The 25653-nt window shown below is 61.3% G+C and carries 30 protein-coding genes and 1 riboswitch; of the genes, 14 read left to right on the plus strand and 16 right to left on the minus strand.

Going from position 1 to position 25653, the window contains the following annotated elements; all coding sequences use genetic code 11:
* The first annotated feature begins 56 nt into the window (after nucleotides 1–56).
* The gene (locus H4W29_RS17040; RefSeq protein WP_192729957.1) at nucleotides 57–650 is read left to right on the plus strand and encodes a LysE family translocator; all 594 of its coding nucleotides are present in this window, start codon (nucleotides 57–59) and stop codon (nucleotides 648–650) included.
* Here H4W29_RS17040 and H4W29_RS17045 read toward each other — a convergent pair.
* From H4W29_RS17045 to H4W29_RS17055, 3 genes are all read right to left on the minus strand, one after another.
* Nucleotides 642–1112 (minus strand): DUF2269 family protein, encoded by a 471-nt coding sequence (locus H4W29_RS17045; RefSeq protein ID WP_192729958.1) that lies wholly within the window; start codon nucleotides 1110–1112, stop codon nucleotides 642–644. The two genes, H4W29_RS17040 and H4W29_RS17045, sit on opposite strands and share 9 nt — an antisense overlap.
* The gene (locus H4W29_RS17050) at nucleotides 1112–2395 is read right to left on the minus strand and encodes an SDR family oxidoreductase (protein WP_192729959.1); all 1284 of its coding nucleotides are present in this window, start codon (nucleotides 2393–2395) and stop codon (nucleotides 1112–1114) included. The genes H4W29_RS17045 and H4W29_RS17050 overlap by 1 nt, the downstream gene beginning before the upstream one ends.
* Before the next feature lie 89 nt (nucleotides 2396–2484).
* Nucleotides 2485–3177: a hypothetical protein gene (locus tag H4W29_RS17055; RefSeq protein ID WP_192729960.1), complete on the minus strand. Its 693-nt coding sequence runs from the start codon at nucleotides 3175–3177 to the stop codon at nucleotides 2485–2487.
* A gap of 251 nt (nucleotides 3178–3428) precedes the next feature.
* Between H4W29_RS17055 and nthA the strand changes: the two genes are divergently transcribed.
* The 3 genes from nthA to H4W29_RS17070 are packed head-to-tail and all read left to right on the plus strand — an operon-like array spanning nucleotide 3429 to nucleotide 5117.
* A complete protein-coding gene (nthA, locus tag H4W29_RS17060) occupies nucleotides 3429–4103 on the plus strand; it encodes a nitrile hydratase subunit alpha (RefSeq protein WP_192729961.1) in 675 nt (224 codons plus the stop codon).
* The gene (gene nthB / locus H4W29_RS17065) at nucleotides 4100–4759 is read left to right on the plus strand and encodes a nitrile hydratase subunit beta (protein WP_192729962.1); all 660 of its coding nucleotides are present in this window, start codon (nucleotides 4100–4102) and stop codon (nucleotides 4757–4759) included. Before nthA ends, nthB begins: the two co-directional genes overlap by 4 nt.
* A complete protein-coding gene (locus H4W29_RS17070) occupies nucleotides 4746–5117 on the plus strand; it encodes a nitrile hydratase accessory protein (RefSeq protein ID WP_192729963.1) in 372 nt (123 codons plus the stop codon). The genes nthB and H4W29_RS17070 overlap by 14 nt, the downstream gene beginning before the upstream one ends.
* A gap of 80 nt (nucleotides 5118–5197) precedes the next feature.
* On the opposite strand, the gene H4W29_RS17075 is transcribed toward H4W29_RS17070, so the two are convergent.
* From H4W29_RS17075 to H4W29_RS17090, 4 genes are all read right to left on the minus strand, one after another.
* On the minus strand, nucleotides 5198–5983 hold the full coding sequence (locus tag H4W29_RS17075; RefSeq protein ID WP_192729964.1) for an anti-sigma factor family protein: 786 nt from the start codon (nucleotides 5981–5983) through the stop codon (nucleotides 5198–5200).
* Nucleotides 5980–6495: an RNA polymerase sigma factor gene (locus tag H4W29_RS17080; RefSeq protein WP_192729965.1), complete on the minus strand. Its 516-nt coding sequence runs from the start codon at nucleotides 6493–6495 to the stop codon at nucleotides 5980–5982. The genes H4W29_RS17075 and H4W29_RS17080 overlap by 4 nt, the downstream gene beginning before the upstream one ends.
* 10 nt (nucleotides 6496–6505) lie before the next feature.
* Entirely contained in the window at nucleotides 6506–6886 is a 381-nt protein-coding gene (locus H4W29_RS17085) for a COG4315 family predicted lipoprotein (RefSeq protein ID WP_192729966.1), read from the minus strand.
* Between the two features lie 91 nt (nucleotides 6887–6977).
* Nucleotides 6978–8009, minus strand: a complete 1032-nt coding sequence (locus H4W29_RS17090; RefSeq protein WP_192729967.1) for a sensor domain-containing diguanylate cyclase — start codon at nucleotides 8007–8009, stop codon at nucleotides 6978–6980.
* A gap of 173 nt (nucleotides 8010–8182) precedes the next feature.
* A riboswitch (ZMP/ZTP riboswitch) is annotated at nucleotides 8183–8263 on the plus strand.
* Nucleotides 8264–8282: 19 nt separating this feature from the next.
* Between H4W29_RS17090 and H4W29_RS17095 the strand changes: the two genes are divergently transcribed.
* Both H4W29_RS17095 and H4W29_RS17100 read left to right on the plus strand, forming a co-directional pair.
* Complete coding sequence (locus tag H4W29_RS17095; protein ID WP_246517207.1) at nucleotides 8283–9599, plus strand: bifunctional folylpolyglutamate synthase/dihydrofolate synthase; 1317 nt, start codon at nucleotides 8283–8285, stop codon at nucleotides 9597–9599.
* A gap of 60 nt (nucleotides 9600–9659) precedes the next feature.
* On the plus strand, nucleotides 9660–10787 hold the full coding sequence (locus H4W29_RS17100) for an ATP-dependent DNA helicase (protein ID WP_192730761.1): 1128 nt from the start codon (nucleotides 9660–9662) through the stop codon (nucleotides 10785–10787).
* Between the two features lie 56 nt (nucleotides 10788–10843).
* On the opposite strand, the gene H4W29_RS17105 is transcribed toward H4W29_RS17100, so the two are convergent.
* On the minus strand, nucleotides 10844–11536 hold the full coding sequence (locus H4W29_RS17105) for a MerR family transcriptional regulator (protein ID WP_192729968.1): 693 nt from the start codon (nucleotides 11534–11536) through the stop codon (nucleotides 10844–10846).
* A gap of 437 nt (nucleotides 11537–11973) precedes the next feature.
* Between H4W29_RS17105 and H4W29_RS17110 the strand changes: the two genes are divergently transcribed.
* Nucleotides 11974–12726 carry a pyridoxine 5'-phosphate synthase gene (locus H4W29_RS17110; protein ID WP_192729969.1) on the plus strand — a complete coding sequence of 251 codons (753 nt, stop codon included), beginning with the start codon at nucleotides 11974–11976 and terminating at the stop codon, nucleotides 12724–12726.
* Nucleotides 12727–12772: 46 nt separating this feature from the next.
* Here H4W29_RS17110 and H4W29_RS17115 read toward each other — a convergent pair whose 3' ends face one another.
* A complete protein-coding gene (locus tag H4W29_RS17115; RefSeq protein WP_192729970.1) occupies nucleotides 12773–13660 on the minus strand; it encodes an SDR family oxidoreductase in 888 nt (295 codons plus the stop codon).
* Between the two features lie 118 nt (nucleotides 13661–13778).
* On the opposite strand from H4W29_RS17115, the gene H4W29_RS17120 reads away from it, so the two are divergent.
* Nucleotides 13779–14210, plus strand: a complete 432-nt coding sequence (locus H4W29_RS17120; protein WP_192729971.1) for a winged helix-turn-helix transcriptional regulator — start codon at nucleotides 13779–13781, stop codon at nucleotides 14208–14210.
* Between the two features lie 88 nt (nucleotides 14211–14298).
* Here H4W29_RS17120 and H4W29_RS17125 read toward each other — a convergent pair whose 3' ends face one another.
* The 4 genes from H4W29_RS17125 to H4W29_RS17140 form a co-directional block, all read right to left on the minus strand.
* Nucleotides 14299–15507, minus strand: coding sequence for an MFS transporter (locus H4W29_RS17125; RefSeq protein ID WP_192729972.1), 1209 nt, complete (start codon nucleotides 15505–15507; stop codon nucleotides 14299–14301).
* A 93-nt stretch (nucleotides 15508–15600) separates the two neighbouring features.
* The gene (locus tag H4W29_RS17130) at nucleotides 15601–16215 is read right to left on the minus strand and encodes a TetR/AcrR family transcriptional regulator (RefSeq protein ID WP_192729973.1); all 615 of its coding nucleotides are present in this window, start codon (nucleotides 16213–16215) and stop codon (nucleotides 15601–15603) included.
* A gap of 60 nt (nucleotides 16216–16275) precedes the next feature.
* Nucleotides 16276–17193, minus strand: a complete 918-nt coding sequence (locus tag H4W29_RS17135; protein ID WP_192729974.1) for a bifunctional helix-turn-helix transcriptional regulator/GNAT family N-acetyltransferase — start codon at nucleotides 17191–17193, stop codon at nucleotides 16276–16278.
* 62 nt (nucleotides 17194–17255) lie between these two features.
* Nucleotides 17256–17978: an aspartate/glutamate racemase family protein gene (locus H4W29_RS17140; protein WP_192729975.1), complete on the minus strand. Its 723-nt coding sequence runs from the start codon at nucleotides 17976–17978 to the stop codon at nucleotides 17256–17258.
* 151 nt (nucleotides 17979–18129) lie between these two features.
* Between H4W29_RS17140 and H4W29_RS17145 the strand changes: the two genes are divergently transcribed.
* Nucleotides 18130–18594, plus strand: coding sequence for an Lrp/AsnC family transcriptional regulator (locus H4W29_RS17145; RefSeq protein ID WP_183825135.1), 465 nt, complete (start codon nucleotides 18130–18132; stop codon nucleotides 18592–18594).
* A gap of 9 nt (nucleotides 18595–18603) precedes the next feature.
* Here the strand turns inward: H4W29_RS17145 and H4W29_RS17150 are convergent, their stop codons facing one another.
* Entirely contained in the window at nucleotides 18604–19389 is a 786-nt protein-coding gene (locus H4W29_RS17150) for a phosphotransferase (protein ID WP_192729976.1), read from the minus strand.
* Between the two features lie 176 nt (nucleotides 19390–19565).
* On the opposite strand from H4W29_RS17150, the gene H4W29_RS17155 reads away from it, so the two are divergent.
* Nucleotides 19566–20831, plus strand: coding sequence for an NAD(P)/FAD-dependent oxidoreductase (locus H4W29_RS17155; protein ID WP_192729977.1), 1266 nt, complete (start codon nucleotides 19566–19568; stop codon nucleotides 20829–20831).
* A gap of 56 nt (nucleotides 20832–20887) precedes the next feature.
* On the opposite strand, the gene H4W29_RS17160 is transcribed toward H4W29_RS17155, so the two are convergent.
* Nucleotides 20888–21934 carry an NAD(P)-dependent alcohol dehydrogenase gene (locus H4W29_RS17160; protein WP_183825127.1) on the minus strand — a complete coding sequence of 349 codons (1047 nt, stop codon included), beginning with the start codon at nucleotides 21932–21934 and terminating at the stop codon, nucleotides 20888–20890.
* A gap of 200 nt (nucleotides 21935–22134) precedes the next feature.
* Here H4W29_RS17160 and H4W29_RS17165 point away from each other — a divergent pair, with 200 nt between their 5' ends.
* A complete protein-coding gene (locus H4W29_RS17165; protein WP_192729978.1) occupies nucleotides 22135–23043 on the plus strand; it encodes an AraC family transcriptional regulator in 909 nt (302 codons plus the stop codon).
* A gap of 3 nt (nucleotides 23044–23046) precedes the next feature.
* Here the strand turns inward: H4W29_RS17165 and H4W29_RS17170 are convergent, their stop codons facing one another.
* Complete coding sequence (locus H4W29_RS17170) at nucleotides 23047–23403, minus strand: DUF4087 domain-containing protein (protein ID WP_192729979.1); 357 nt, start codon at nucleotides 23401–23403, stop codon at nucleotides 23047–23049.
* 173 nt (nucleotides 23404–23576) lie between these two features.
* On the opposite strand from H4W29_RS17170, the gene H4W29_RS17175 reads away from it, so the two are divergent.
* From H4W29_RS17175 to H4W29_RS17185, 3 genes are all read left to right on the plus strand, one after another.
* Nucleotides 23577–24227 (plus strand): TetR/AcrR family transcriptional regulator C-terminal domain-containing protein, encoded by a 651-nt coding sequence (locus H4W29_RS17175; protein WP_183825119.1) that lies wholly within the window; start codon nucleotides 23577–23579, stop codon nucleotides 24225–24227.
* Between the two features lie 47 nt (nucleotides 24228–24274).
* Complete coding sequence (gene ilvC / locus H4W29_RS17180) at nucleotides 24275–25294, plus strand: ketol-acid reductoisomerase (RefSeq protein WP_192729980.1); 1020 nt, start codon at nucleotides 24275–24277, stop codon at nucleotides 25292–25294.
* A gap of 100 nt (nucleotides 25295–25394) precedes the next feature.
* Nucleotides 25395–25652, plus strand: coding sequence for a type II toxin-antitoxin system Phd/YefM family antitoxin (locus tag H4W29_RS17185; protein WP_183740475.1), 258 nt, complete (start codon nucleotides 25395–25397; stop codon nucleotides 25650–25652).
* The last annotated feature ends 1 nt before the right edge of the window (nucleotide 25653 follow it).

The raw sequence follows: 25653 nt of genomic DNA on the forward strand, positions 1-25653 counted from the left end.
GTTGACCTAATTTCAAGACGTCGCCGCATCCTCAACACATGCGCCTGGGAGGTTTCATGCCGCTGGATACGTTTCTGGCATTGCTGCTTTTTGCGTTTACGACCTCGATCACGCCGGGGCCGAACAATATGATGCTGTTTGCCTCGGGCGTGAATTTCGGTTTCCGCCGCACCATCCCGCATATGTTCGGCATCGGCGCGGGTTTCCTGACATTGCTGCTCGGTGTGGGGCTTGGGCTCGGAGCGCTGCTGCACACCGTGCCGGCGGTCTACATCGCGCTGAAGTTTGCGGGCGGCGCCTATCTCGTCTGGATCGCCTGGAAAATCGCGACCTCGCGGTCGCTGAGCGAAGGCACGAGCGGCGTCAGGCCGATGTCGTTTCTTGGGGCTGCGGCCTTCCAGTGGGTCAATCCCAAGGCCTGGGTTATGGCGGTGACGGCGATGGCGACCTATACGAATCCGGAGCTTTATCTGATCAGCGTGCTGCTCGTCGGCCTCGCCTTTGCGGCGGTCAACGTGCCCTCGGTTTCCACCTGGGCGGGCTTCGGCTCGGCGCTCAGGGAATGGCTGTCCGATCCTGTCAGGCTGAAATGGTTCAACATCATCATGGCGGTACTGCTCGTGCTCAGCCTGTGGCCGATGCTAAAATAGCGTCGGCTTTGTGAGCATCAGCCAGAGGATGCCAAGCACGGCGAAGAAAGCCGGGAAGCCGAAGGCGAACCAGATGCGGTAAAGGCTGAAATAGGCCGAAGGCAGGGCAGTACCCGAAACCGCTGCGGCCCGCGCGAGATTGCGCAGCCGGATCTGGATCCAGACGACCGGCAGCCAGAAGATGCCGGTCACGACGTAAAGCAGCAGCGAGAGCGCAATCCAGCTTTCCGTCAGATCCCAGCCAATGATACGGGCGAGAAGAAAGCCTGTCACCGGCTGGAGAATGGCGGCGGTGGCGGTAAAGATCGTGTCGGCAATGACGACAGTGCCGGCGACGTGTGCGATAAGCCCGGGATCACGGGTGCGATGGGCCATCACCATGAAGAAGGCGATGCCGGCGCCGGTGCCGAAGAGCACGGCGGCACCCACCACATGGGCAAGAAGCAGCAATTCGGCGAGCATCAGCGTTCATCCAGGATGGCGAGTGCCGCAAGCGTCAGCAGCAGCGACGGCAGCACCTTGACCAGCGGCCCGAGCGGATCGAGCCAGAGCTCCGGCTCCAGAACAGTGCCGCCGGCGAGATAGGCAAGCGAGACGATGAGCATGCCGGCAAGGGCGCGGCGGGCGAAGGGGCGCACGAGAACTGCGGCGCCGAGCGCGATATCGATCAGGCAGGTGATGATTGTCATCGCCATGGCCGCACCGACTGGCACGAAGGGCAGGAAATGGGCGCTTGCCTGTTCAGGTGCCAGCAGCGGGATGAAGCCCGATAGCAGCCAGAAAAGCGACAGGCCGGCAATGATAGGCGCCTTCAGGAGATAGAGGCGGGCAAACCACAGATCCTGAACGCCGGAGGGGTTGTCGGCCAGCGTCTCTGCGGCCGAAAGCGTCGGCAGACCCTGCCGGGCGGGGCGGTCCATCCTGACGCCCTCGGACATGACGGTCATGGCGGTGGAGCGCAGCGGTGAGCGCCAGCCGAGATGGCCGGCGAGATCGGCAAGCCATGAGACGGGCCGTGCGAGTGCCGGCGGGATCGAGATAACAGGCGCATCCGGCAGGCCAAGCCAGGCACGATGCAGTTTGACGAGGCTCGTCAGCGTGTGCCGTTCGGTGGCAGCCAGTTCGATGTCGCTGCCGGGGGGAAGGGTGCCTGAAATCGCAGCCGAGACCGCAGAGGCGACATCTTCGGCGGCGACCGTTTCAACCGGGCTGTCGGCATGGATGAGCGGCAGGGCAAACGGGAAGGATGCGAGTGCGCGCAGAAGTGCGGTGCCGCCATGGGCATTGCGGCCGAGCACGAGGGACGGTCGCAGGATGACGTAAGGCAGGCCGGATGCCGCAAGCGCGATATCGGCAGCGCGCTTGGTGGCGAGGAAGGGCAAGTCGCTGCCGGCGCCATCCGTTCGGGCGGAGATCTGGACGATGAGCGTCACGCCGGCCGGTTCCGCCGCTTGCTGGAGCGCCATCATTGCGCGTTGCTGGGTGGCTGCGAGATTGTCTGAAAGACCGTCCTGAAGGGCGCCGGCACTGTTGACGACAACGTGCTGGCCTTCCAGGACGGTGGCCCAGTCGGCCACATTGGTCATCTTCTCCAGGTCGGCCCTGATCCAGCGGACCGCGGGCTGGCGAACCCGCGCCCGGTCGGGATTGCGGGCAAGCCCGGTCACAGTGCAGCCGTCCGCAAGCAATCGTGCTGCGATCGCCGAGCCGATGAAGCCTGTGGCACCGAGAATCAGGATGTTCATAGTGGGAGACTACCCAAAAACGGCATGTCGGGCAGGGGGCAGGCGGTGTAACGCCCGCAAGAAACTGTCTGGCTTTCATACCGGATCGCTCAAGCGACAAGGCGGGGATCGAGTCTCGCCATGGGGATAGCGCATTCGGTGACGATCCGCGCCGCCAGGGACGGGTCGAGCGGCGGCCTGACGTGGAAGAAGGCAAGTTCCAACGCCAGGCCGATCGCGAAAGGTCGCCTGCTGAGGGGTACGCGATTTCGATCGAGAGCATCGGCCAACTTCGGCCACAGGCGGCGAACGTAGGCGAGGGGCGTCTCGCCTGGACGGTGCTCATCCGTCAATCGCGGTATTCCGAACTGCGGATGTCCGATGGTTGAGACCACGTAACGAAGCGTTTCCATCGCCATCTCTTGCGAGATCAGAGCACCGGACCTTCTTGCCGCGCCGTATGTCAGGTTGAGCAGGGAATCATGGCTTTCCAGAAGGAAGGCGTTCGGCAGATTGCCGGTATAATAGCGGGAGCCGTCCTCAGTTTCCATGGCAATGAGATCGGCGTCGTCGCCAAGTTCCCCGGCGGAAGCAATATCAAAGGCGGTGAGGACGCAGGAAAAACCGCCAACCGATCCCAGCGCTCCAAAGAGATCGATCGACTGAACATGGCCGTCCGTCGCCATTTCCTGAATCACATGATCGAGCAGGGCGCGTGCAACCAGCCCCGGGCTCTGCACGGTATCTTCGGTCTCACGCCGGCGCGGATCGGCAGAGGCCGAGCTGTGTGCAAGGCTCTCCATCTCCTCTCGCGGAGGGGCGGACGGAGGCGCGGGTGGTCTGGTGCTGCGGCCGAATGTCGGAACTTTCATGTGTGCAGTCTTGAGATGAAGCCGTTAACGTTTGGTTAGGATCACGGCGAAAAATAAGTAGTTGCTTAATTAGTCGCCCCTTTAGTCCTTGCCGATGGCATTGGAGTACTTCTTGACGAGAAATACGCTTGGCGGTCCTCCGATCGGCGCATAAGATCGAGCGCTCTATCCTGGAGAGCGCCATGCGGCACAGAGACGACCACGCGGATCATGACCACGATCACCATGATCATCACCACGACAACCACTATTCGGACATGCAGGCGCGTGTGAAAGCGCTGGAAACGCTGCTGACGGAGAAGGGGCTGATCGATCCGGCGGCGATCGATGCGATTGTCGAGACCTATGAAACGAAGGTCGGACCGCGCAATGGTGCGCGTGTCGTTGCGAAAGCCTGGAGCGATCCCGACTTTGCCGAATGGCTGAAGCGGGACGCGACGGCGGCAATTGCGAGCCTTGGGTTTACCGGGCGGCAGGGCGAGCATATGCGCGCCGTCTTCAACACGGCCGATACGCATAACCTCATCGTCTGCACGCTCTGTTCCTGTTACCCGTGGTCGGTGCTCGGCCTGCCGCCGGTCTGGTACAAGGCTCCCGCTTATCGCTCACGCGCCGTCATTGATCCGCGCGGCGTGCTGGCGGAATTCGGGGTGACGCTGCCCGATGGCAAGAAGGTTCGCGTCTGGGATTCGACGGCGGAGCTGCGTTATCTCGTCATCCCCGAACGGCCCGAGCAAACAGAAGGCATGGACGAGGAGGCGCTTGCCGATCTCGTCAGCCGCGATGCGATGATCGGCGCCGCGATTGCGGGCAGTCCGAAAATATCGGGTGCAGGCAATCCGGAGGTGACTGCATGAACGGTCCGCACGATCTCGGCGGGCAGATGGGCTTCGGGCCCGTCGCGCCCGAAGTGAACGAGCCCTATTTCCATGCCGAATGGGAAAAGCGGGCGCTTGGAATCACGCTTTCCTGCGGGGCTTTCGGCGCCTGGACGATCGACGAGAGCCGGCATGCCCGCGAAAGCATTCCGCCGGCCGATTATCTGGCGGCGAGCTATTACGAGATCTGGATCCGCGGCATCGACATGCTTTTGGAGCGTCATGGCTTTGCGAGCCGCGAGGAATTGCTGTCCGGCCACAAGATGCAGGATGGCACCGTCCCGAAGCGGGTGCTGACGGCCAACATGGTCGCCGGCGTGCTCGCCAAGGGTGGCCCCTGCGACCGGCCCGTCGAGACGGCGCCGCTCTTCGTCGTCGGCGAAACTGTAAAGACCAAGAATTTCAATCCGGCCACCCATACGCGGCTGCCGCGTTATGCCCGCGCCAAGACCGGCATCATCGAGGCGGTGCAGGGCTCTTTCGTCTTCCCCGACGACAATGCGCATGGCAAGGGCGAAAACCCGCAATGGCTCTATACCGTGGTCTTCGATGCTGGCGAGATCTGGGGCGAGGGGGCAGACCCGTCGCTGACGGTCTCGATCGATGCGTGGGAGAGCTATCTTGAGCGTGTGTGAGGTGCCGTCTCAACTGGCCCAATCGCCTGGCCTGCCGAAGTCACCGGAAGGGGATCCGGTTTTCCCGGAGCCCTGGGCGGCGGAAGCCTTTGCCATGACCGTGCATCTGCATGAGAAAGGGCTGTTTGCCTGGAGCGAATGGGCGGAAACTCTGTCGAAGGAGTTGCATAGGCCGGGCCGGGCCGAGGATGGCAGCGATTATTTCGACTGCTGGGTGGCTGCTCTTTCCGATCTGCTCGTCAGCCGCGGTGTGGCGGATGCTTCAGGCATTCTCGACCTGCAGAAGAGCTGGCAACGGGCGGCGGAAGCAACGCCGCATGGCAAGCCGATCGAGCTTGCCAACGATCCGCTGCGCTGAGTTTCAGCCGCAGTTCCCGCCTTGGAGGATCTGGCGCAATTCCGGTCGCAAAGCCGCTATCCACTTTTGCTGGAATTGCTCTACGACGGGAACTGCCGATAACATTCCTCGGCCACCTTGCGCAGCATGTCGCGGGAAATTTCGCCGGTCACCGCGTAGCCCAGTTCGCCGTCGATCCAGTAGAAGGTTTCGACATCCCTGGCAGAGGCGAAGCGGAAGCTCGTCGTCCTGTTTTCCTTGTTGCGGCCGACGATGACCGTCAGGCGCTCGCCGCCCTGATCCTCGTACATGAACATGGCGCCCGGCCTGTCATCGACCGGCAGCAGGCGACCGCCGACGAGATGGAAGCCGAGGGACTTGAGATCCGGCACCTTGAGATCGGGGATTGCAAGGCGCTTGCCGAGCCAGGTTGCCAGATGCGCCTCCTCATTGGCGAAGACCTCGACAGGATGGCGCACTTCGCTGGCATAGACCAGGAAGGCGGTCTCGGCCTGCTTCGGCAGGGTCTCGGATTCGGCTAGCTGCAGCGGCGGGCGCTCAAAGAGCGGCGGGATGAAGCGATCGCTGACGGCGCCAAGTGCAAAGAGGATCACGGCGGCTGCCGCGAATGCCGAGCGCGTCTTCCAGGAGGAGGTAGGCTGAGCGGCCGGTGTCACCATCCGGAGATCGGTGCCGCGGCTCTTCTCATAACCGGAAAACAGGGAATTGATGCCGGCATTCTGCGCCTGCCAGCCTGCGACCATAGCGGCTTCATCGGGATTTTCGGCGAGGTAGGCTTCCACGCGGGCGCGGGCGGCTTCCGGCAATTGCCCATCGGCATAGGCATGCAGGTCCGCTTCGGTCACGGTGGGGTTGGTCTCGTTCATTTCGGTCTCCGAAGCGTAATCACGTTGTCGGCTTTCATATGCTCGCTCATGCGCTGGCGTGCGCGCGACAGGCGCGACATGACGGTGCCGATCGGGATCTCCAGCATGGTGGCGACTTCATGATAGCTGTAGCCCTCGATGACGACGAGCATCAGCACGGCGCGATAGTCTTCCGACAGGTTGTCGAGAGCCTGTTCCAGCCGCAGGCGCTCCAGCGGATCGGCCTGGGCATCGGGATTGGCGATCTCTTCTGCGGCATCGAGTTCGACCAGCCGGTCACGGGGGCTTGCGCGGCGGGTATTGCGGTAAAGGTTGGTCATCGTCGTCAGGACCCAGCCGCGCAGATTGATGCCGCGCCACTGGCCGCGCCGGGCCAGAACCTTTTCCACGCAATCCTGAAGCAGATCCTCGCCTTCGGCATCCGAGCGGGTGAGGCTGCGGGAATAGCGCCGGAGCGAGGGAAGGAGGGCCAGGATCTGGCCCTCGAACGTATCGGGTAGGGGCGTCTTCACGCTGGCCTCATCAGGGCTTTGCAAGATCCCAGACACCGCCGACGCCGTCGCCGGTGATATCGCCGGACTTGGTGTCCTTCACCCAGTAGTAGAGCGGCATGCCGTCCTTGGCCCACTGCTTCTTTCCATCCTTGCGTTCGACGAGCGAGTATGCACCATCGGCCTTGGCGTCGGAAGCGGCGAGGAAGGGCGGCCAGTTGGTGGCGCACTTGTCGTAGCAGTTCGTGACGCCCTTTTCGTCCTTCTTGTAGGTGTAGAGCGTCATGCCCTTTTCGCCGGCAAGAACCTTGCCCTTTGCCGTTTCGACGGTGGTGACGGCCGGGGCTGCAAAGGCTGCAGTGGCGGTGGCAGCAACGAGCGCCAGAACGGACAGGAATTTCACGGACTTCATGGTCTCTCTCCTCGGGTTAGGCACGCATTTTTGCGATACCGGAGATGAGACACGGCAGGTGTCCGTTTTATTCCCGCTTCCTTTTCAAACGTCAGTTCGGATTGAAAACCACATAGCAGTCCCGTCCAGCGGCCTTGGCGCTATAGAGGGCGCCATCGACGTTGCGCAGCAGTTCGCGGCGGCGGCCGCCACCTTGCGGAGCGAGTGCGGCACCGATGCTCAGGCGGGCGAGGATGGTATTTCCCTCGATGGTAAAGGGGCTGCGGAAGGCCGAGAGCAGGCGTTCGCAGACGGAGACCAGCGCTTCGGTGTTCGGCGGGTTCGGTACGAAGACCGCAAATTCGTCGCCGCCCATGCGCACGACGATGTCGCCGGAGCGGATGACCGAACGGATGCGGTTTGCCGCCTCACGCAGCACCTCGTCGCCAATATGGTGGCCGAGCGTGTCGTTGATCGACTTGAAGCCGTCCATGTCCAGATAGAGGGCGCCGAAGGTCTGGCCGGAGCCGAGGGCTGATTCCAGCGCGCGGTCGACGATAGCATCGAGCGCCGATCGGTTGAGGAAGCCGGTCAGCGGATCGGTCATGGCCGCAGTGCGCAGGCTGCTTTCGGCAAGGCCCATGACGAAATTCGCCTTCTGCAGCCGCAGAAGCGCGCTGGCGACACGGGCGAAACGGCGAAGATTGGCTGCCTCTTTTTCGGTAAAGAGGCGCGGCTTCCGGTCGAGAATGCAGAAGGCGCCGATCACCAGCTCGTTTTCCAGTTCCAGCGGTGCGCCGGCATAGAAGCGGAAATGCGGCGGGCCTGTCACATAGGGTGCGGCGCCGAGTTCCGCATCCTGTTCCAGATCGGGAACGACGACCATGTCGTTGGCGAAGACGACGCGGGTGCAAAAGGAGAGGTCGCGCGGGCATTCGGAAAGCTGCATGCCCGCTTCGCCGGCAATGCGCAGCCAGTCTTCATCGACGATGTTGACGGCGGCATAGGGCATTGCGAATGCATTCTTGGCGAGTTCGGCAAGCGCTGCAAGCTCCGGCGTCGGGCTGCTGCTGATGGCGCTCAGCGAGCGCACGGCAAGCAGTCTCTGCGGTTCGTTGACTGGAATTCGGACAGTCTGTCCCATTCGAATCTCCGCCTCTTTGTCACAGACAGGAACTAAAGTGGCGTTCTTGCCAATCTCCGCAAGAGCTAAAATTCACCAGCGTTAACTGGCAGTTGCCGCAGGCGGCGTCGCGGCGGAGCAGTGATGATGACGCTTGCGAGGCTAGGCAGGGCAACGGAAAGGCTCTAGTGTCTGCCCGCCTGTGTGACTGGCGAGACAGATGGAGAACCATCGGGAAGCGCAGGTTTCCGATGCCGCTCGCCTGGGCACCAAAATAACCCCGATACGTGTGCCATGCCCATGCAGATAGAAAATCCCCGCCTCATCGAAGCCCTTTCGCAACTTGATCAGCTCACAAACTGGGAACAGCGTCCGCGCGGCGAAATGCGCGTCGGGCTGGAGCCGATCATTGATCTCTCGGCCCGCCTCGGCAATCCGCACCAAGCCTTCCGATCAATTCATGTGGCAGGCACCAAGGGCAAGAGTTCGACCTCGGCGCTGCTCGAAGCCGGGCTGCACCATGCCGGCATTTCCGTCGGGCGTTATGCGTCGCCGCATGTGGAGCATATTTCCGAACGTGTCAGCCTGAACGGCTTTCCGGTCGATGAGGCCGTGCTTGCCGAAGCGCTTTTCCTGGCGCTCGATGGCTTGCGGGCCGCAAGGGCGGAAGGAACGGCTGCCGAAGCTGCAACATGGTTCGACATGCTGACGGCGGCCGGTTTCCTGATTTTCCGCGACGCGGGCGTTCAATGGGCTGTGGTCGAGACAGGTCTCGGCGGACGGCTGGATTCCACCAATATCGTCGACAGCGACGTTTCCATCATTACCAATATCGGCCTCGAACATACGGAGATATTGGGCAAGACACGGGCGGCCATTGCATTTGAAAAGGCCGGCATCATCAAGCCGCACTCTACCGTCGTTACGCCGCTGGATGCGGATGATGAAGCCGGTGCCGTGATTGCCAAGCGGGCAGTTGAGATTGAAGCGCGGCTTGTCCGGCCGGACTTTTCCGGGCTGAAGACGATTGCCGAGCGTAACGTGGCGGTCGCTGGTGCCGCGCTCGATGTACTTGGCGAGCTCGGCATCGAGGCTGAAGGCGGCCGGAAGGTTGGCGGATGGCTGATCGATGAGCAGGCCAAGCGAGTATCGCAACTGCCGGGGCGGTTGGAGCGCTTTGTCGTGCCAGCCGGGGGCAGGGCAGTTGCCGTCGCGATCGACGGGGCGCATGTGCCGTTCAATCTCGAAGCAGTACTCGACGATCTCACAGGCATGGAAGGTTTTGCCGGGCCGGGCATTGCCGTCGTGGCTATCGCGGCAGACAAGGATGCGGCGGGGTTTGTCGAGGTGATGGCCCGTTATGGTGTCTCGGCGATTTTCACCTCGGTTTCCGATCGATTCCGGTCACCCGCCGAATTGCAGGCGCTCGCCGAGGCGATCGGCCTGGCGAGCGAAACGATCGAGGATCCGCAGGCAGCTTACGAGAAGGCGCTCGAGCGGGCCGGCGCATCCGGCGGCTGGGTCATGCTGACAGGATCGCTTTATCTTGCCGGGCTTTTGCGCCAGCGTGTAATGGAGCAGGAGATGAAGTCGCTGAGCGGGCGTCGCTAACGTCGTCTCAAGGAAAATTCCGCCTTGCCTATGCCGGGCGAATCCTGCCAAGTCGCTGCCATGCAATTCGCTCCTCAACAGGATGAAGCCCTGAAGGCCGTTTCGAACTGGCTGAAGGAGGGCAGGTCGCCGCTCTTCCGTCTGTTCGGCTATGCCGGGACGGGCAAGACGACGCTTGCCAAGCATTTTGCCGAGCATGTGGATGGCGACGTGCTGTTTGCCGCCTTCACCGGCAAGGCCGCACAGGTGCTGCGCTCGCGCGGGGCGTCGAATGCCAAGACCATCCATTCGCTGATCTACCGGCCGCGGGGCGAGGAAGAGGTGGAGGACGAGGAAACCGGCAAGACGTCGATCGCGCCGATGTTTTCGATCAACCGCCAGAGCCCGGTCGCCAAGGCAGCGCTGATCATCGTCGATGAGTGCTCGATGGTGGATGAGGCGCTTGGCAAGGACCTGATGAGCTTCGGCACGCCGATCCTGGTGCTCGGCGATCCCGGCCAGTTGCCGCCTGTGACAGGCGGCGGTTTCTTCACCAATCAGGAGCCGGATTATCTCTTGACCGATATCCACCGGCAGGCCCGCGACAATCCGATCATCCAGCTCGCCATGCAGGTGCGCGAGGGCAAAGAGATCATGTATGGCGATTACGGCACGGCGCAGGTGATCGCGAAGAACGAGGTGACGCAGCCGCTCGTCATGGATGCGGACCAGGTGCTCGTCGGCACCAACAAAACACGCCGGCGCTATAACCAGCGCCTGCGCGAGCTGAAGGGTTTTACCGCCGATTATCCGCAGACCGGCGACAAGCTCGTCTGCCTGCGCAACGATCCCGCCAAGGGCCTGCTCAACGGCTCGCTCTGGCAGGTCATGACCTCATCTAAGGAAACGACGAAGCCTGGTATCAACCTGCTGGTCCGTCCTGAGGACGACGACATGGATCGGGGCGCAGCCAAGATCAAGCTGCTCAAGCAGGCCTTCGAAAATGTCGAAGGCGAGATCCCCTGGAACACGCGCAAGCGCTATGACGAGTTCGATTATGGCTATGCGCTGACCGTGCACAAGGCTCAGGGCTCGCAGTGGAACAATGTCGTGTTGTTTGACGAAAGCTGGGCATTTCGTGATACGCGTGAGCGCTGGCTCTACACTGCGATCACGCGTGCAGCGGAGACGCTGACGATCGTTCGCTGAAATTACGTCCACTGTTATGCAGGATGCGGTGGCGGCCGCAGCCGGTGTGGGGAGAATCAGGCCTGTACGATGCCGAGGAGAACCGCCTTGGCGATCGCCTGGAAGCGGTTGTTGGCCTGGAACTTCATGATGATATCGGCTTCCAGCGCGCGCGTTTCCTCATGCCTGAGGTCGAGGGCGCGGGCGATGCGCTGCGTCGAATATCCCTCAGCCATCAGCTCCAGGCACTGGCGCTCCTGATCGGTCAGGCTTGCCGGGTCCCTGTTGTCGTTGATCGGCGGCAGGTCGAGGCTGCTGTCGTAGTCGAGCAGGTCGCTCACCTGCTGCAGCTGCCGATGCAAGGTCGACATTTCGGCCGTCAGTTCGCGCTTGCGCTGGGAGAGGGCCTCGCGGAAGATCGACTCGGCTTCTTCCTGTGAAGCTGCGCCGCGCAAAACGTCCATCAATTCCTGGATGACGGCGATCGGCATGCCGGTTTCGCGGCAGACGGTGATGACCGCCATGCGCATGACGTCATCCAGATCGTAAACGCGCATCAGACCGATGCGGTTTGCGGAAATCAGGCCCTTCTCTTCGTAGAAATGCAATGTCCTGTGCGTGACGCCGAAAGCGTTCGCCATGTCGGCGATCGGAACGGGACCTTGTGGGATATCCGGCGGCAAAGCGGCCGAAGGCAGGAACCGGTATTTCGACCGGGCCTCCGAAGCAATACCGGCGGCAGCAAACAAACGTTTGGAACCGTCTGGCATGAACCCTCCTGGGGCAGATAGTTGCACCTCATGCGGCTTTGCCAGTTGCTTCCGGAGCGCGGCGAGTGGGGTTTCCTCTAGCGTTCTTATCGTTGGAAGAAGCAGTACTCGGCGTACTTGACTCGGTTACGCAGCGTCCACTTTATGCGCGGACGGGTTGTTTTGTAAGTGCTAAAAATAACCGTTTTTAAATGGGATAGCAATGTTGCGGCATCTCGCTCAGGCGTGTGGTACAATGGCACCATACGATTTGCCGCCGCTCGTGAATGATCTTCTGACGGAACGGAAATTACTGTTTTCGGTACGCTCATGACGTCGACCGTTATGGTCCGCGTGGCCATCAGGGCAAGGCATGGATGCATATGCGAATCTCATTGGCCTTCACGGGCCGCTTGCCTTAAAAGCAAGCCCAGTCTCCACCCCTGACGGATACCGCCATGCCCGCCAAACTCTCCGTGAACCTCAATGCCATCGCCATGCTGCGCAACCGCCGCGATCTGCCCTGGCCAAGCGTGGAAGGGCTCGGGCGCATTGCGCTTGCCGCCGGCGCTTCGGGCCTGACCGTGCATCCGCGGCCGGACCAGCGGCATATCCGCTTTTCCGACCTTCCCGTCATCCGCAACCTGATCGACGACGAGTTTCCGGAAGCCGAGTTCAATATCGAGGGCTATCCGACCGAGGAATTCCTGGAGCTTTGCGCTGGGGCGCAGCCCGAGCAGGTGACGCTGGTGCCGGATGATCCCTCGCAGGCGACCTCCGACCATGGCTGGGATTTCCGCAAGCATCAGGCCTTCCTGACCGATGTCGTATCGCGGCTGAAGAAGATGGGATTTCGTGTTTCGCTGTTTGCCGACGGCGATGGTGACGCAGAGGCTGTGAAAGCGGCAAAAGCGACGGGTGCCGACCGTATCGAGCTTTACACCGGCCCCTATGGTGGCTGCTACGATGCGCCTGAGAGGGCGGGGCCGATCCTGGAAGGGCTCGGCAAGACGGCGGATGCGGCGCTCGCGCTCGGTCTTGCCGTCAATGGCGGCCATGACCTGACGGTGGCAAACCTGCCGGCGCTGGTGAAGCGTATTCCCGATCTCGCGGAAGTCTCGATCGGCCACGGGCTGACGGCGGATGCGCTGGAATATGGCATGGCGGAAACGGTGCGCCGCTTCTGCCGGGCCTGCGGTCAGAAGATCTGAGGAAGGCTCGCCCTCGGTGGATGCGAGGGCGAGCCTTTTAAGCCGCTCAGGCGATGAGAGCGGCCTTGTTGGCGACGAAGTAATCCTTCAGCGACTGAGGCTGCTTGCCCGTCAGTTTGGTGAAATCGTCGGTAACAATGTCGAACTTGCCGGCGCGCGTATTGGCGTCGGCCGAAACCAGCATGTCGGCAACGAAGCCCGGCAGGCCGGCGCCGCGGATGCCCTGGCCGAGCTGCTCGTCAGTGACGGGAACGACGTCCAGCGGCTTGCCCGTGGCTTCGGTGGCGATGGCGGCGATTTCCTTCGGCGTCAGCGACTGCTTGCCGGTCAGCGTGTAGGTGGCGTTGGCGGCGATGCCTGATGCTAGGACCGAGGCAATGGCGAGCGCGCAGTCGTCACGCGAGATGGTGGCGAGCTTGCCGTCACCGGCCGACGTGAACCATTTCCCGCCCTGAAGGTTGTGCGGCATGCTGTGCATGTAATTGTCGTGATACCAGGCGTCACGCACGATCGTGTAGGGGATGCCGCTGTCCTTGATGGCGTTTTCGGTGCCGAGGTGGTCGGGCGCGAAAGTGACGAGCGAATTATCGGGGGCCGGCATGGAAGTGTAGGTGATGTGTTTCACCTTGGCCTTCACGGCAGCGGCGACGGCCGCCTTATGCTGGATCAGGCGTTTGCCGGGCGTGTCCAGCGCGTCGGTGCTAATGATCAGCAGGCGGTCGACGCCGGCAAAGGCAGCTTCGAGGCTGGCGGCGTCATCGAAATCCGCCTTGCGGGTGACAACACCCTTGGCGGCGAGGCTCGCGAGCTTTTCTGGGCTGCGGGTCGCGGCAATGATGTTTGCCGGGACGACCTTGTAGCTTTCGATCAGGTGATGGACGACAAGCTGGCCGAGCTGGCCTGCAGCGCCGGTGACGAGAATGGTTTCGCTCATGGTATCCTCTAGTGGTTGACAGGCGGTCTCAAAAAGAGAGTAACACTAGAATAGGAATTGACCCGGGACTGTAAAGAAGGCAGTTTTTCGGGAGTTCGTTACCAAAAGGGAACCAGCCATGGCCGGAACAGTCGTCAATCTGAAAGCCAGAACAGGCCAATCCGAAGGGTTGGGCGCGCGGCGCGAGATCGATCTTGCCAGCCTGGATTTTACCAATTGCCCGGTTCGCGATGTGTTGCAGCAGATCGGCGGCAAGTGGTCGACGCTGCTTCTCGAGGCGCTTGCCAAGCAGCCCTATCGCTTCGGCGAGTTGCGCCGAATGATCCCCGATATTTCCCAGCGCATGCTGACCCAGTCGCTGCGCGACCTGCAGCGGGACGGCTATATCGAGCGGGAGGTTTTTCCGACGAAGCCGCCAAGCGTGGAGTACCGGATGACGGAACTCGGGCGGTCGCTCTATACCGTGCTGTCACAGCTTCTGAACTGGGCCGAGGCGAACCATGATGAGGTTCGCGCCGCACGGCTGCGATTCGACGCGGATGCTGTATAGAGCGCAATTCCGGACGCAAAACCGCTGCACACTTTTGCTGGAATTGCTTTAGAGGATCAGGCGGCCGGGCCGCCTGATCCGGATTTGATTACTTCTCGCGGCCTTCCGTCAGGAAGAACAGGAAGGCGAGTGCCGGGAAGCAGAAGCCGATCCAGGCAGCCAGCGTCCAGCCGCCGGTTGCGTAAGCCCAGCCGCCAAGTGCGGAGCCGATGGCTCCACCGGTGAAGAAGGTCGCCATGAACAGGCCGTTCAGGCGGCCGCGATGTTCCGGGCTCAATCCATAGATCGCGCGCTGGCCGCAGACGAGATTGGTCGTCACACCAAAATCCAGGAGGATCGCCGCAGCTGTCAGCAGGATGAGCGCCGTCAGCGAGCCGTCGGTTGCGAAATGGCTGATGAGGAAGGAGCCCATGCCGAGCAGCATGGCGAGCGTGGAAGCGACCTTCGTCATGCCGCGGTCGGCCAGGCGGCCGGCGATCGGCGAGGCGATGGCGCCGGCGGCACCGGCTAGCGCAAAAAGGGCGATGCCGCTCTGCGATATGCCGAAAGCGGGGCTTGCAAGCAGCAGCGGCGCGGTCGTCCAGAACAGACTGAAAGCGCCGAACATACCGGCCTGATAGAGGGCGCGGCGCTGCAGCACCCGCGAATTAAGCGCCAGATGGCCCATGGAGGCCAACAGCTCAGCATAACGCAGCTTCGTGTGGGGAACGCGGACCGGCAGGTTGACGCGCAATACGATGCCGAGTGCGATCATGACGGCGGCGGTGACGTAATAGACCACATGCCAGGACGAGGTTTCGGCAACGAGGCTCGCGAAGGGGCGGGCGAGCATGATGCCGCAGAGCAGGCCGCTCATGACATTGCCGACGACCTGGCCGCGTGTCGCATCCGGCGCCATGCTGGCTGCGAAGGGAACGAGGACCTGAGCTGCGACCGAGGCGAGGCCGATGCAGAGCGAAGCCGTCAGGAACATGCCAGGCGTGGAGGAAAAGGCCGCGCCGATGAGGGCAAGTGCGGAGCCGACAGTCAGCGTCAGGATGAGGCGGCGATTTTCAAAGAGGTCGGCAAGCGGCACCAGAAGCAGAAGGCCGAGACCGTAGCCGATCTGCGTGAGCGTCACGATCAAGCCGGTTGCGGCCGGCGAGAAGCCGAGATCGGCGCTGATGAGGCCCGCCAGCGGCTGGCCGTAATAAAGGTTGGCGGCGACGAAGCCGCAGGAAGCTGCAAAAAGGAAGGTTAGCCAGGGGGATAGGGCGCGTGGCGTGGCCGCATCCTGCGTGGTGGCTGAAACGCTCATCAGAAACTCCGGGAGGCAATGATTGGGAGGATTGAATGCAATTTAATCATCTGCCGCCACCCGATCCCTGACCGGATGACGGTATTTCGGTCGTCACGTTACGAGACGCATTGCGGCCTCGGCCGCAGCCATCATTTCTTTCTCTCCGCGTCCCGTCCTCCCGATGACACGCAAGCCCTTGGTCAGGCAGAGAAAGGTAAGGGCGGTGGCATCGGCATCTACGTTCGACGGGATCGTGCCATCGGCCTGGCCGATGCGGATGAGATCGGCCATCAGCTTTTCGTCAGCGGAAAAGGCGGCGGCCACATGTTCGGCAGCTTCCTCGTCGAGCAGCGAAATGTCGTTTGCGCCACCAACGACGAGGCAGCCTTTGAGGCCTGCTTCGCCGTGGGAAAGCTCGGCATAATACAGGACCATTTGGAGGACCTTTTCGCGGCCCGTCTTTACGGATGCGATCTTCGCCTCCAGCCTGCCGCGGCCGAGTTGGCGATAGCGCCTGAAGGCGGCAAGAAAGATGCCGCGTTTGTCCTTGAAAGCCTTGTAGACGCTGCCTGAGGCAAGGCCCATGGCTTCGGTCAATTCGCTGATGGAGGCGGCGTGGTAGCCGCGCTCGGAGAAGACGCGCAGCGCAGCATCGAGTGCTGCGTCCATATCGAACTCGCGCGGGCGGCCGCGGCTGCGGGTTTTCGTGAGGGTGTCAACGGTCATGGCGCCTAATTAGGGAATGACCGTTTCCAAATCAAGTAAAATTTCTAAGACGCAGCAAAATCAGAGGTCGAGCACCCAGGTCTGGCCGTTCGCTTCCGGGCCGAACATGCGATGTCTCTCTTCGGAGACAAGCCGGAAGCCGGCCTTCTGATAGATAGCGCGGGCGGTGTGGAGGAAGTCGTTGGTCCAGAGCGAAATCTGCCGGTACCCCTTGCGACCGGAGAAGGCGATGCACTCGTCGACGAGTTGCCTGCCAAGGCCGAGACCGCGGGCGGCCTTGTCGACATAGAGCAGGCGGAGCTTGGCAATGCCATCGCCGCCATTGGTGATCAGCACAGAGCCGAGATTGATGCCGGCGCGCTCGGCGATCCAGCAATATTCCATCTCGGGATCGAAATTGGCGAGGAACTTGCCCGCGACGTCGGCGACCAGTCCTTCGAAGCGGAGGTCCCAGCCATATTCCTCGGCATAGAAACGTCCCTGGCTCTGAACGATCCAGCCGATATCGCCAGCGCGATGCGGGCGGATGACGGCGGGTGCCGGTTTCGCCTGAGGGTCGAGGATCGCGCGGATCGTTCGCATGGCGGCAACGGCGGCCTGCGGCTCGCCATCGGCGAGCGTATCGAAGCGGGCGGCGATCTGGGCATTGGAGCGGCGGCCAAGCTCCTCGAACTGAGCTCGTCCCTTGGTGGTGACTGTGAGGATCTGGCTGCGCTGATCGGCGGGATCGGGCGTCGCCTCGATGAAGTCTTCTTCGCGGAAGCGCTTGAGGATGCGGCTGAGATAGGCGGGATCGAGCTGCAGGTCGCGGGCAAGGGCGCCGGCATTGACGCCATTGTGGACACCGATCTCGAAGAGCACGCGCGCATCGGTCAGCGTGAAGGGGGTGTCGAGATAGGCCTTATTCAGAAGGCCGAGGAAGTTCGTGTAGAAGCGATTGAATTCGCGGGCGGATTCGATGAGGGCGATATCGGTCATGGCAGGGTCTCCTGACAGAAACCCTGCTGCCTTTATTTGACTGAGTCAACTAAATTGATGGCTCAGGCCGCGTCTTCTTCTTCGTTTGCGACTTCTCCCTCGAAGGCGAAATCGACGGCGGCGCGGGCATGGATTGTCGTCGTGTCGAAACCGGGCAGGGGCAGATGATCGGGATCGAGGATCAGGCAGATTTCGGTGCAGCCGAGGATGATGCTATCGGCGCCATTGGCGCGGGCACGTTCGATCACGGCCATCAGTTTTTCACGCGAGCTGTCGAGCACCTTGCCGGCGCAGAGTTCGTTGAAGATGATGTCGTGAACGGTGGTACGGTCGGCTGCGTCAGGCACCATGATGTCGAGACCGAGGCTCTTCATGCGCTCGGTATAGAAGCCGTGCTCCATCGTGTAGCGCGTGGCGAGCAGCAGCGGGCGCTTGCAGCCTGCTGCATGGATCGTCTTGGCGGTCTCGTCGATAATGTGGATCAGCCGCACGGAGATGTATGTTGCAACTTCGGGCGCGATCAGATGCATGGTATTGGTGCAGATGAGCACGCAATCGGCTCCGGCAATCTGCAGGCGCAGCGCAACATCGCCGAGGCGCGAGGCAGCCATATCCCAAGCTCCGGCCTTCTGGAGGGCAACGATCTCCTCGAAGTTCACCGAATGCATGATCAGTTCGGCAGAGGCGAGACCACCCAGGCGCTCACGCACCATTTCGTTGATGAGACGATAGTAGACTGCCGAACTTTCAAAGCTCATGCCGCCGATGAGGCCGACTGTTTTCATGGATGCTCGCTCCCTGGAGTGTTCTCTGATGTCCTGATGATGATGCAGATCGGGCGCGGTGTGTTTGCGTTGTTTGTTCTTTTGCATCGTTCTGTGCTACGCTTTTGCACCATTTTCGATTTTTCTGCAAAATTTCAGCGTGAGGCTTTTCATGATCGACGATCGCGACAGGCGAATTCTCGATATCCTGCAAGAGAATGCGGGCATCTCCGTGACCGAGCTTGCCGAATTGGTTGCGCTTTCGGTTTCCGCCTGTTCGCGGCGCATCCAGCGGCTGGAAGAGACCGGCCATATAGCGCGGCGCATCGTTGTGCTGGATCGCGAGCGGATGGGCGTGCCGACCACACTCTTTGCGCTCATCAAGACCGCACATCATTCCGACGAGTGGACCGAGAGCTTCCGGCGGGCGATCAGCGATATCCCCGAGATCGTCGAGGCGCACCGGCTGACTGGCAACTATGATTACATTCTCAAGATCGTGTTGCCGCGCGTCGAACACTACGATGTCATTTACAAGCGGATCGTGCGCCGCATCGAACTCTTCGATGTCTCCGCCTCGATCTCCATGGAGATTATGAAGAGCGGTACGGCGATACCCGTAGGTTACGCCAACTGAATAAGCGAACTAGGACAAGACTGCCTCCAGCGTTGATCGATTGCGTAGCATCCAGGACGCACTCCTCGTGCGCCATGTTATCGCCCATAGAGATTCTGGGCCTTTCGTATCCGGCGTGACATGAGCCTCTTTTGCCTGCTCGGCAGCATCGTGAATTGCAAATGCAAGCAGTTTGCCGAAGAAGCCGTCCCGCTGCTTTTTCGAAAAACCGTAACCGTCCAACAGATATCGAACCTGCCGCGCTCTTGCCATTGCCGAGCCAAGGTTCATTCTTTCCGCTATGTCGTCATCGTAAAGCTGGGCATTCAGCCAGCAGGCTTGCGCTAGTTCGGTGTCTATTCCAACCGGTCCGGCAGCCTCCCAATCGATGAGGGCGATTGGCGTGTTAGAGTGAGAGACAATATTCCAGGGGCCGGTGTCGCAGTGGCCAATGACGCGCGGACCAGTTCCGAGCTCACGACCAAACCACCCGCGCCAGATCGCATTGTCAGGGACTTTGAACGAAGATGTCGCCTCGTGGAGTTGCCGGAGCATCCTTCCGAGGAGAGGCAGAGCCTCATCGCTCCAAGGCCCAGGATGGACAAACTCTCCTTCGATAAACGAGAGGGTTTCACGACCCCGCTCGTCAAAGCCCGTGCCGACGACATGGGGACATGCGGCGAATCCCACCTGCTCAAGATGCCTCAGCAGCGAAACTATGACTGGTGACCAAGGGCCACTCTCACGATAAATGACATTGCCCCGTCGAGAAACTTCAGTGCGTCCGCCGCCGGCTAAAATGATTTCGTCGTCCATTCCCGGAATGTACGTGCAAAACGCTTTTGATGACAGTGCGGACAGGACTGACGCAAGGGGCAAATCAGCAGCGAACAAAGCCGATCTGGATGCAGGGCAGGCATGCCGAAACGGCGGTTGAATCCTTCGTTCGAAAGGCGACATTTGTTGCAGCGCAATGACGAAAGGGTAGGTTCATGAGCGAACATCACGTCGTCGTCATCGGCGGCGGTTTCGGCGGGCTGCAGGTCGTCAATGGATTGAAGGGCGCGGGCGTGAAGGTCACGCTGATCGACCGGCGCAACCATCATCTCTTTCAGCCGCTTCTCTATCAGGTGGCAACGACGATCCTGTCTACGTCCGAGATCGCCTGGCCGATCCGCCATCTCTATGCCGACCGGCCCGAGGTGACGACGCTGCTTGGCGAGGTTAACGGCGTCGATGCACAGGCAAAGACCGTTTCCTTACGCAGCGGCATGGTGTTGAATTACGATACGCTGGTGCTGGCAACCGGTGCCACGCACGCCTATTTCGGCCATGACGAATGGGAGCCGGTCGCGCCCGGCCTCAAGACCCTCGAGGATGCGACGACCATTCGCCGCCGCATGCTACTCGCCTTCGAACGGGCGGAAGTGGAAAGCGATCCGGCCGCGCGAGATGCGTATCTGACCTTCTCCATTGTCGGCGCTGGTCCGACCGGGGTGGAGCTCGCCGGCATCATCGCCGAGCTTGCGCATTTCACGCTGCCGAAGGAGTTTCGCAATATCGATACGCGCAAGACCCGCGTCGTGCTGATCGAGGCCGGTCCGCGCGTGCTGCCGGCCTTTGCCGAGGAGCTTTCGGCCTATGCGCAGAAGGCGCTGGAAAAGCTCGGCGTCGAGGTGCTGACGGGGACGCCGGTGACGCAATGCACGGCTGACGGTGTCACGGTCGGCGAAAACTTCATTCCGAGCCGGACGATCGTCTGGGCCGCCGGCGTGCAGGCTTCGCATGCGGCGCGCTGGCTCGGCGTGCCGGCCGACCGGGCAGGGCGCACCATCGTCGAAAAGGATTTGACCGCACCCGGCCTGCCGGATGTCTTCGTGATTGGCGATACGGCCTTGGTGATACGTGACGATGGCAAGCCGGTGCCGGGCATTGCGCCGGCGGCCAAGCAGCAGGGCGGCTATGTGGCGAAGGTTATCCGCGCCCGCGTCTCAGGCAAGCCGGCACCGGGGCCGTTCAAATACTGGCATCAGGGCAGCCTGGCCACGATCGGCAAGAGTGCGGCGATCATCGATTTCGGTCGCTTCAAGCTTAAGGGCTGGATCGCCTGGTGGATCTGGGGCCTTGCCCATATCTACTTCCTGATCGGCACACGCTCGCGTTTTGCCGTCGCCTGGAACTGGTTCTGGATCTATATGAGCGGCCAGCATAGCGCCCGGCTGATCACCCAGCGCGAGACGATGCGTGACGATGGGTAGGGCGAAACAAGCGGCAAAGAAAAAGGGCAGCTCCGGGAGCCGCCCTTTCTGTTTCATCAGGCTGCCAGCGAGGCGATGTCGATGACGAAGCGGTAGCGCACGTCGCTCTTCAGCACGCGCTCATAGGCTTCGTTGACCTGCTGGATGTTGATCTTCTCGATTTCCGAGACGATGTTGTGCTCGCCGCAGAAGTCGAGCATTTCCTGGGTTTCCTTGATCGAGCCGATCATCGAGCCGGAAATGCTCTTGCGGCCGGGAACCAGCGAGAAGGCGTGGACCGGGATCGCGTTTTCCGGAACGCCGACGACGACGAAGGCGCCGTCCACCTTCACGAGGCCGAGATAAGCGTTCCAGTCGATCTCGGCGCTGACGGTGCAGATGACGAGGTCGAAGGCGCCGCGGAGCTTCGTGAAGGTCTCGGGGTCGTTGGTGGCATAATATTCCTTGGCGCCGAGCTTCAGGCCATCTTCCTTCTTGGAGAGGGTCTGCGAGAGCACGGTGATATCGGCACCCATGGCAGCACCGAGCTTGACGCCCATATGGCCGAGACCGCCCATGCCGACGATCGCGATCTTCTTGCCGGGGCCGGCATTCCAGTGGCGCAGCGGCGAATAGAGCGTGATGCCGGCGCAGAGCAACGGGGCGGAGGCATCGAGCGGAAGGTTGTCCGGAATGGACATGACGTAGCCCTCCTTGACGACGATGCTATCGGAATAGCCGCCCTGGGTGCGGGTCTTGCCGTCGGCTTCGAACTCGTTGTAGGTGCCGACGAGGCCCGGCATGTACTGCTCGCGGTCGACGTCGCGGGTGGCGCAACCGACGCAGGAATCGACGAAGCAGCCGACGCCGACGCGGTCGCCGACCTTGAACTTGGTCACTTCAGAACCGACTGCCGTGACGATGCCGGCGATCTCATGGCCCGGAACGATCGGATAGACAGCATTCTTCCATTCGTTGCGGACGGTGTGGATGTCCGAATGGCAGATGCCGGCAAACTTGATGGCGATGACGACGTCATCCGGGTTCGGATTGCGGCGTTCGAACGTGAAAGGCGTCAGTGGCTTGGAAGCGTCAGTCGCGGCATAACCTCTAGCGATAGGCATGGGAACCATCCTTTTTCGATTTGGGAGGGGTGGGTGAGAGGATGGCCGGACTATCACCCGGAACCGCGCAGCAGCGTTAGAGCGATACTCTCAGCTTTTTGCACGATCCTGCAAAAGTGAGCCGGCCACCTGTTTGCGAAACAGAAAAGGCGCTTTAGATAGAAGCGGTATCGCTGGCGCCAGACAGAAAGAGTTGCCGCATGACATTGCCTTTCAATCCCTATCAGGAAATCGTCGATATCGCGATGCGCTATGCGCCCGGCGATGGCGAGTTCCGCACGTCGATCGGCAATCTCCATATCAGCCGCCGCTCCAAGCCGAGCGACCCGCTGCACAGCAGCTATAAGCCCTGCTTTGCCTTTGTGCTGCAGGGTGCCAAGAGCCTGCGTCTCGGCGATGAGTTTATCAGCTACGGAACCGGCGACTATCTCCTGACCTCGCTCGATCTGCCGGTCGCCTGGCGCATTGCCGAGGCAAGCCCCGAGGTGCCGCATCTTTGTCTTGGGCTCGGGATCGACTCCGAAATGCTGCTGGAGCTCCTGAGCCGCATCGACATTCCGCGCCCGGCCTCCCATACCGACGGGCAGCGCGGCATGACCGTCAACGTCGCACCGCCGGAGCTTCTGGATGCTGCCGTTCGCCTGTTGCGCTTGCTCGATCGTCCAGATGACATTCCGGCCATGGCGCCGCTGATCGAGCAGGAAATCCTCTATCGGATCCTGACCGGGCCTGACGGCGAGCGGCTGATCAATATTGCCACGGCCGACAGCCACAGCAACAGGATCGCCCGGGCCGTTGCCTGGCTGAAGGAGAATTTCGCCCGGCCGTTGCGCATCGAGGATCTCGCCGACCATGTCAGCATGAGCGCGTCTTCCTTCCATCACCATTTCAAATCGGTGACGGCGATGACGCCGATGCAGTACCAGAAGCAGCTTCGCCTGCACGAGGCGCGCCGGCTGATGCTGGTGGAAAGGCTGGATGCCGGCACAGCCGGTCATCGGGTCGGCTACCAGAGCCCGTCGCAGTTTAGCCGCGAATATAGCCGCCTCTATGGTGCGTCACCGGCCCGCGATGTCGATGGCGCCCGGGATGCGGTAGCAGCGGAGTAGGGCTCAGCCCGGAAATTTCAGGGCCTTGTCGTTGCGGCACTTCGCCAGCGCGAGTTGGCGGAAGGAAAGGATGCGGGTGATACGCTCCTTGCCATCGGTTTCGACGCCCATGCAGGCGCAGGCATAGCCGTAATTGCCGTTGGTCTTCACATAATCATGCTCGGAAATATCGGGGATCAGGTCCATGCCTTCGGGCTCGTGGCCGCTTCCCTGAGTCATGATCGTCCAGGTGTTTTGCGCATCGTCCAGCCACCAGTTGGCGGGCGTTGGGTTCTGGATCCAGCCGCAGCGCGTCTCCGCAGCAAGAACCGGAACGGCGAGGGCTAACGATAGAGCGGCGGCGACAGCTATTGTCTTCATGAGCGATTCTCCTTGGTGCCGAATGCTCACCTATTTGCCCGCCTTCGAACAGCCGAATTCCGGTGTTTCATATGACATGAAAAAATCTGCTGATGCTTCTTGACGGGAGCCTGCGATCTGGCGCATAACACCACGAACCGTACCGTACGGTACGTAAATGGGGAGTTGAGACCGTGTCAGTCGATGTTGCAGAGCCGAGCGAGTTTTCGCCACGCCAGAACGCCGTTCTGGAGCAGGCGTTGCAGCTTCTCGTCGATGGCGGCGAGAAGGCGCTGACGACATCGGGTGTGGCGCGCGCCGCCAACTGCTCCAAAGAAAGCCTCTATAAATGGTTTGGCGACCGTGACGGTCTGCTCTCAGCGATGATCGCCTATCAGGCGAGCAAGGTGCGTACCTTCGAGCGCAGCGGCGAGCGGCTGACCTATACGAGCCTGCACGACCACCTCGTCATATTCGCCCGCGATCTACTCGAAGTTCTGGCCGGCGACGTGTCGCTGGCGCTCAACCGGCTGGCAATCGGCCAGTCCCACCGCGACGGCTCCAAGCTCGGCAAGCTCTTGCTCGAACGCGGCCGCCGGCAGATCGACCGCCGTGCCATGGCGCTGATCGATGCCGGAAAAAGGGCAGGGCTGCTGCGCTTCCATGATGCCGACGAAGCCTATCATACGCTTTATGGCCTTGTTGTTTCCGACCTGCATGTGCGCATGCTGCTCGGCGAGCCGGGCCTCAAGGATACTGCGCGTCAGGCGGAGAAGGCGGTGACCGCCTTCCTGCGCCTGTACGGCACGGACAAGGTTCTGGCGGAGATGCCGATCCTCGGCTGACCGCTTTAGTGACAGTCAACAAGACAAGCAAAAGGGAAGGAATTTCAATGCGCGTCTATTACGATCGTGATGCCGATCTCAACCTCATCAAGTCGAAGAAGGTCGCCGTCATCGGCTATGGTTCGCAGGGTCGCGCACATGCGCTGAACCTCAAGGATTCCGGCGCCCAGAACGTCGCCATCGCGCTCAAGGCCGGTTCGCCGACCGTCAAGAAGGCCGAAGCTGATGGCTTCAAGGTCATGACGGTTGCTGAAGCTGCCGCCTGGGCCGACCTGATGATGATGGCGACCCCGGACGAACTGCAGGCCGACATCTACAAGGCCGATATCGCTCCGAACATTCGTGACGGCGCTGCGATCGCCTTTGCCCACGGCCTCAACGTTCACTTCGGCCTCATCGAGCCGAAGGCGACTGTCGACGTCGTGATGATCGCTCCGAAGGGCCCGGGCCACACGGTTCGCGGCGAATACCAGAAGGGCGGCGGTGTTCCCTGCCTCGTTGCCGTTCATCAGAACGCTTCCGGCAATGCACTTGAACTCGCTCTCTCCTACGCCTGCGGCGTTGGCGGCGGCCGTTCGGGCATTATCGAAACCAATTTCCGCGAAGAGTGCGAAACCGACCTCTTCGGCGAACAGGTCGTTCTCTGCGGCGGTCTCGTAGAGCTTATCCGCGCCGGTTTCGAAACGCTTGTTGAAGCAGGTTACGCTCCGGAAATGGCCTATTTCGAGTGCCTGCACGAAGTGAAGCTGATCGTCGACCTGATCTATGAAGGCGGCATCGCCAACATGAACTACTCGATCTCCAACACGGCCGAGTGGGGCGAATACGTCACGGGTCCGCGCATCATCACCGAAGAAACCAAGGCTGAGATGAAGCGTGTCCTCAAGGACATCCAGACCGGCAAGTTCACCTCCGAATGGATGCAGGAATACCGGTCGGGCGCTGCCCGCTTCAAGGGCATCCGCCGCAACAACGACAGCCACCAGATCGAAGAAGTCGGCGCCAAGCTGCGCGGCATGATGCCCTGGATCGGCAAGAACAAGCTGGTCGACAAGTCTGTCAACTAAGCTGTTCTGAGACTGTGATTATGAGAGGCCGGGGCAAAAGCTCCGGCCTTGTTATTTGGTCGCTAAAAGACTAGGTTTCTGACTAGTCAGGAGAAAGTCGATGCGTCAATGGCAAGTGCAGGATGCGAAGGCGCGTTTCAGCGAAATGCTGGATGCCTCGCTCGAAGAGGGACCGCAGCTCGTTTCCAGGCGCGGCGAGCCGAAGGCTGTGCTGATCTCGGTTGACGAATGGGAAAGGTTGCAAAAACGGACGAAGCCAAGCCTGAAGGATATACTTTTGGCACCCGAAGCGCGCGCCGAGCTCGATATTCCCGAACGTGGCCGATGGAAGACCAGAGATATACCGGACTTTGAATAGC

The sequence above is a fragment of the Rhizobium viscosum genome (genome assembly GCF_014873945.1).
GTDB classification, from domain to species: domain Bacteria; phylum Pseudomonadota; class Alphaproteobacteria; order Rhizobiales; family Rhizobiaceae; genus Rhizobium; species Rhizobium viscosum.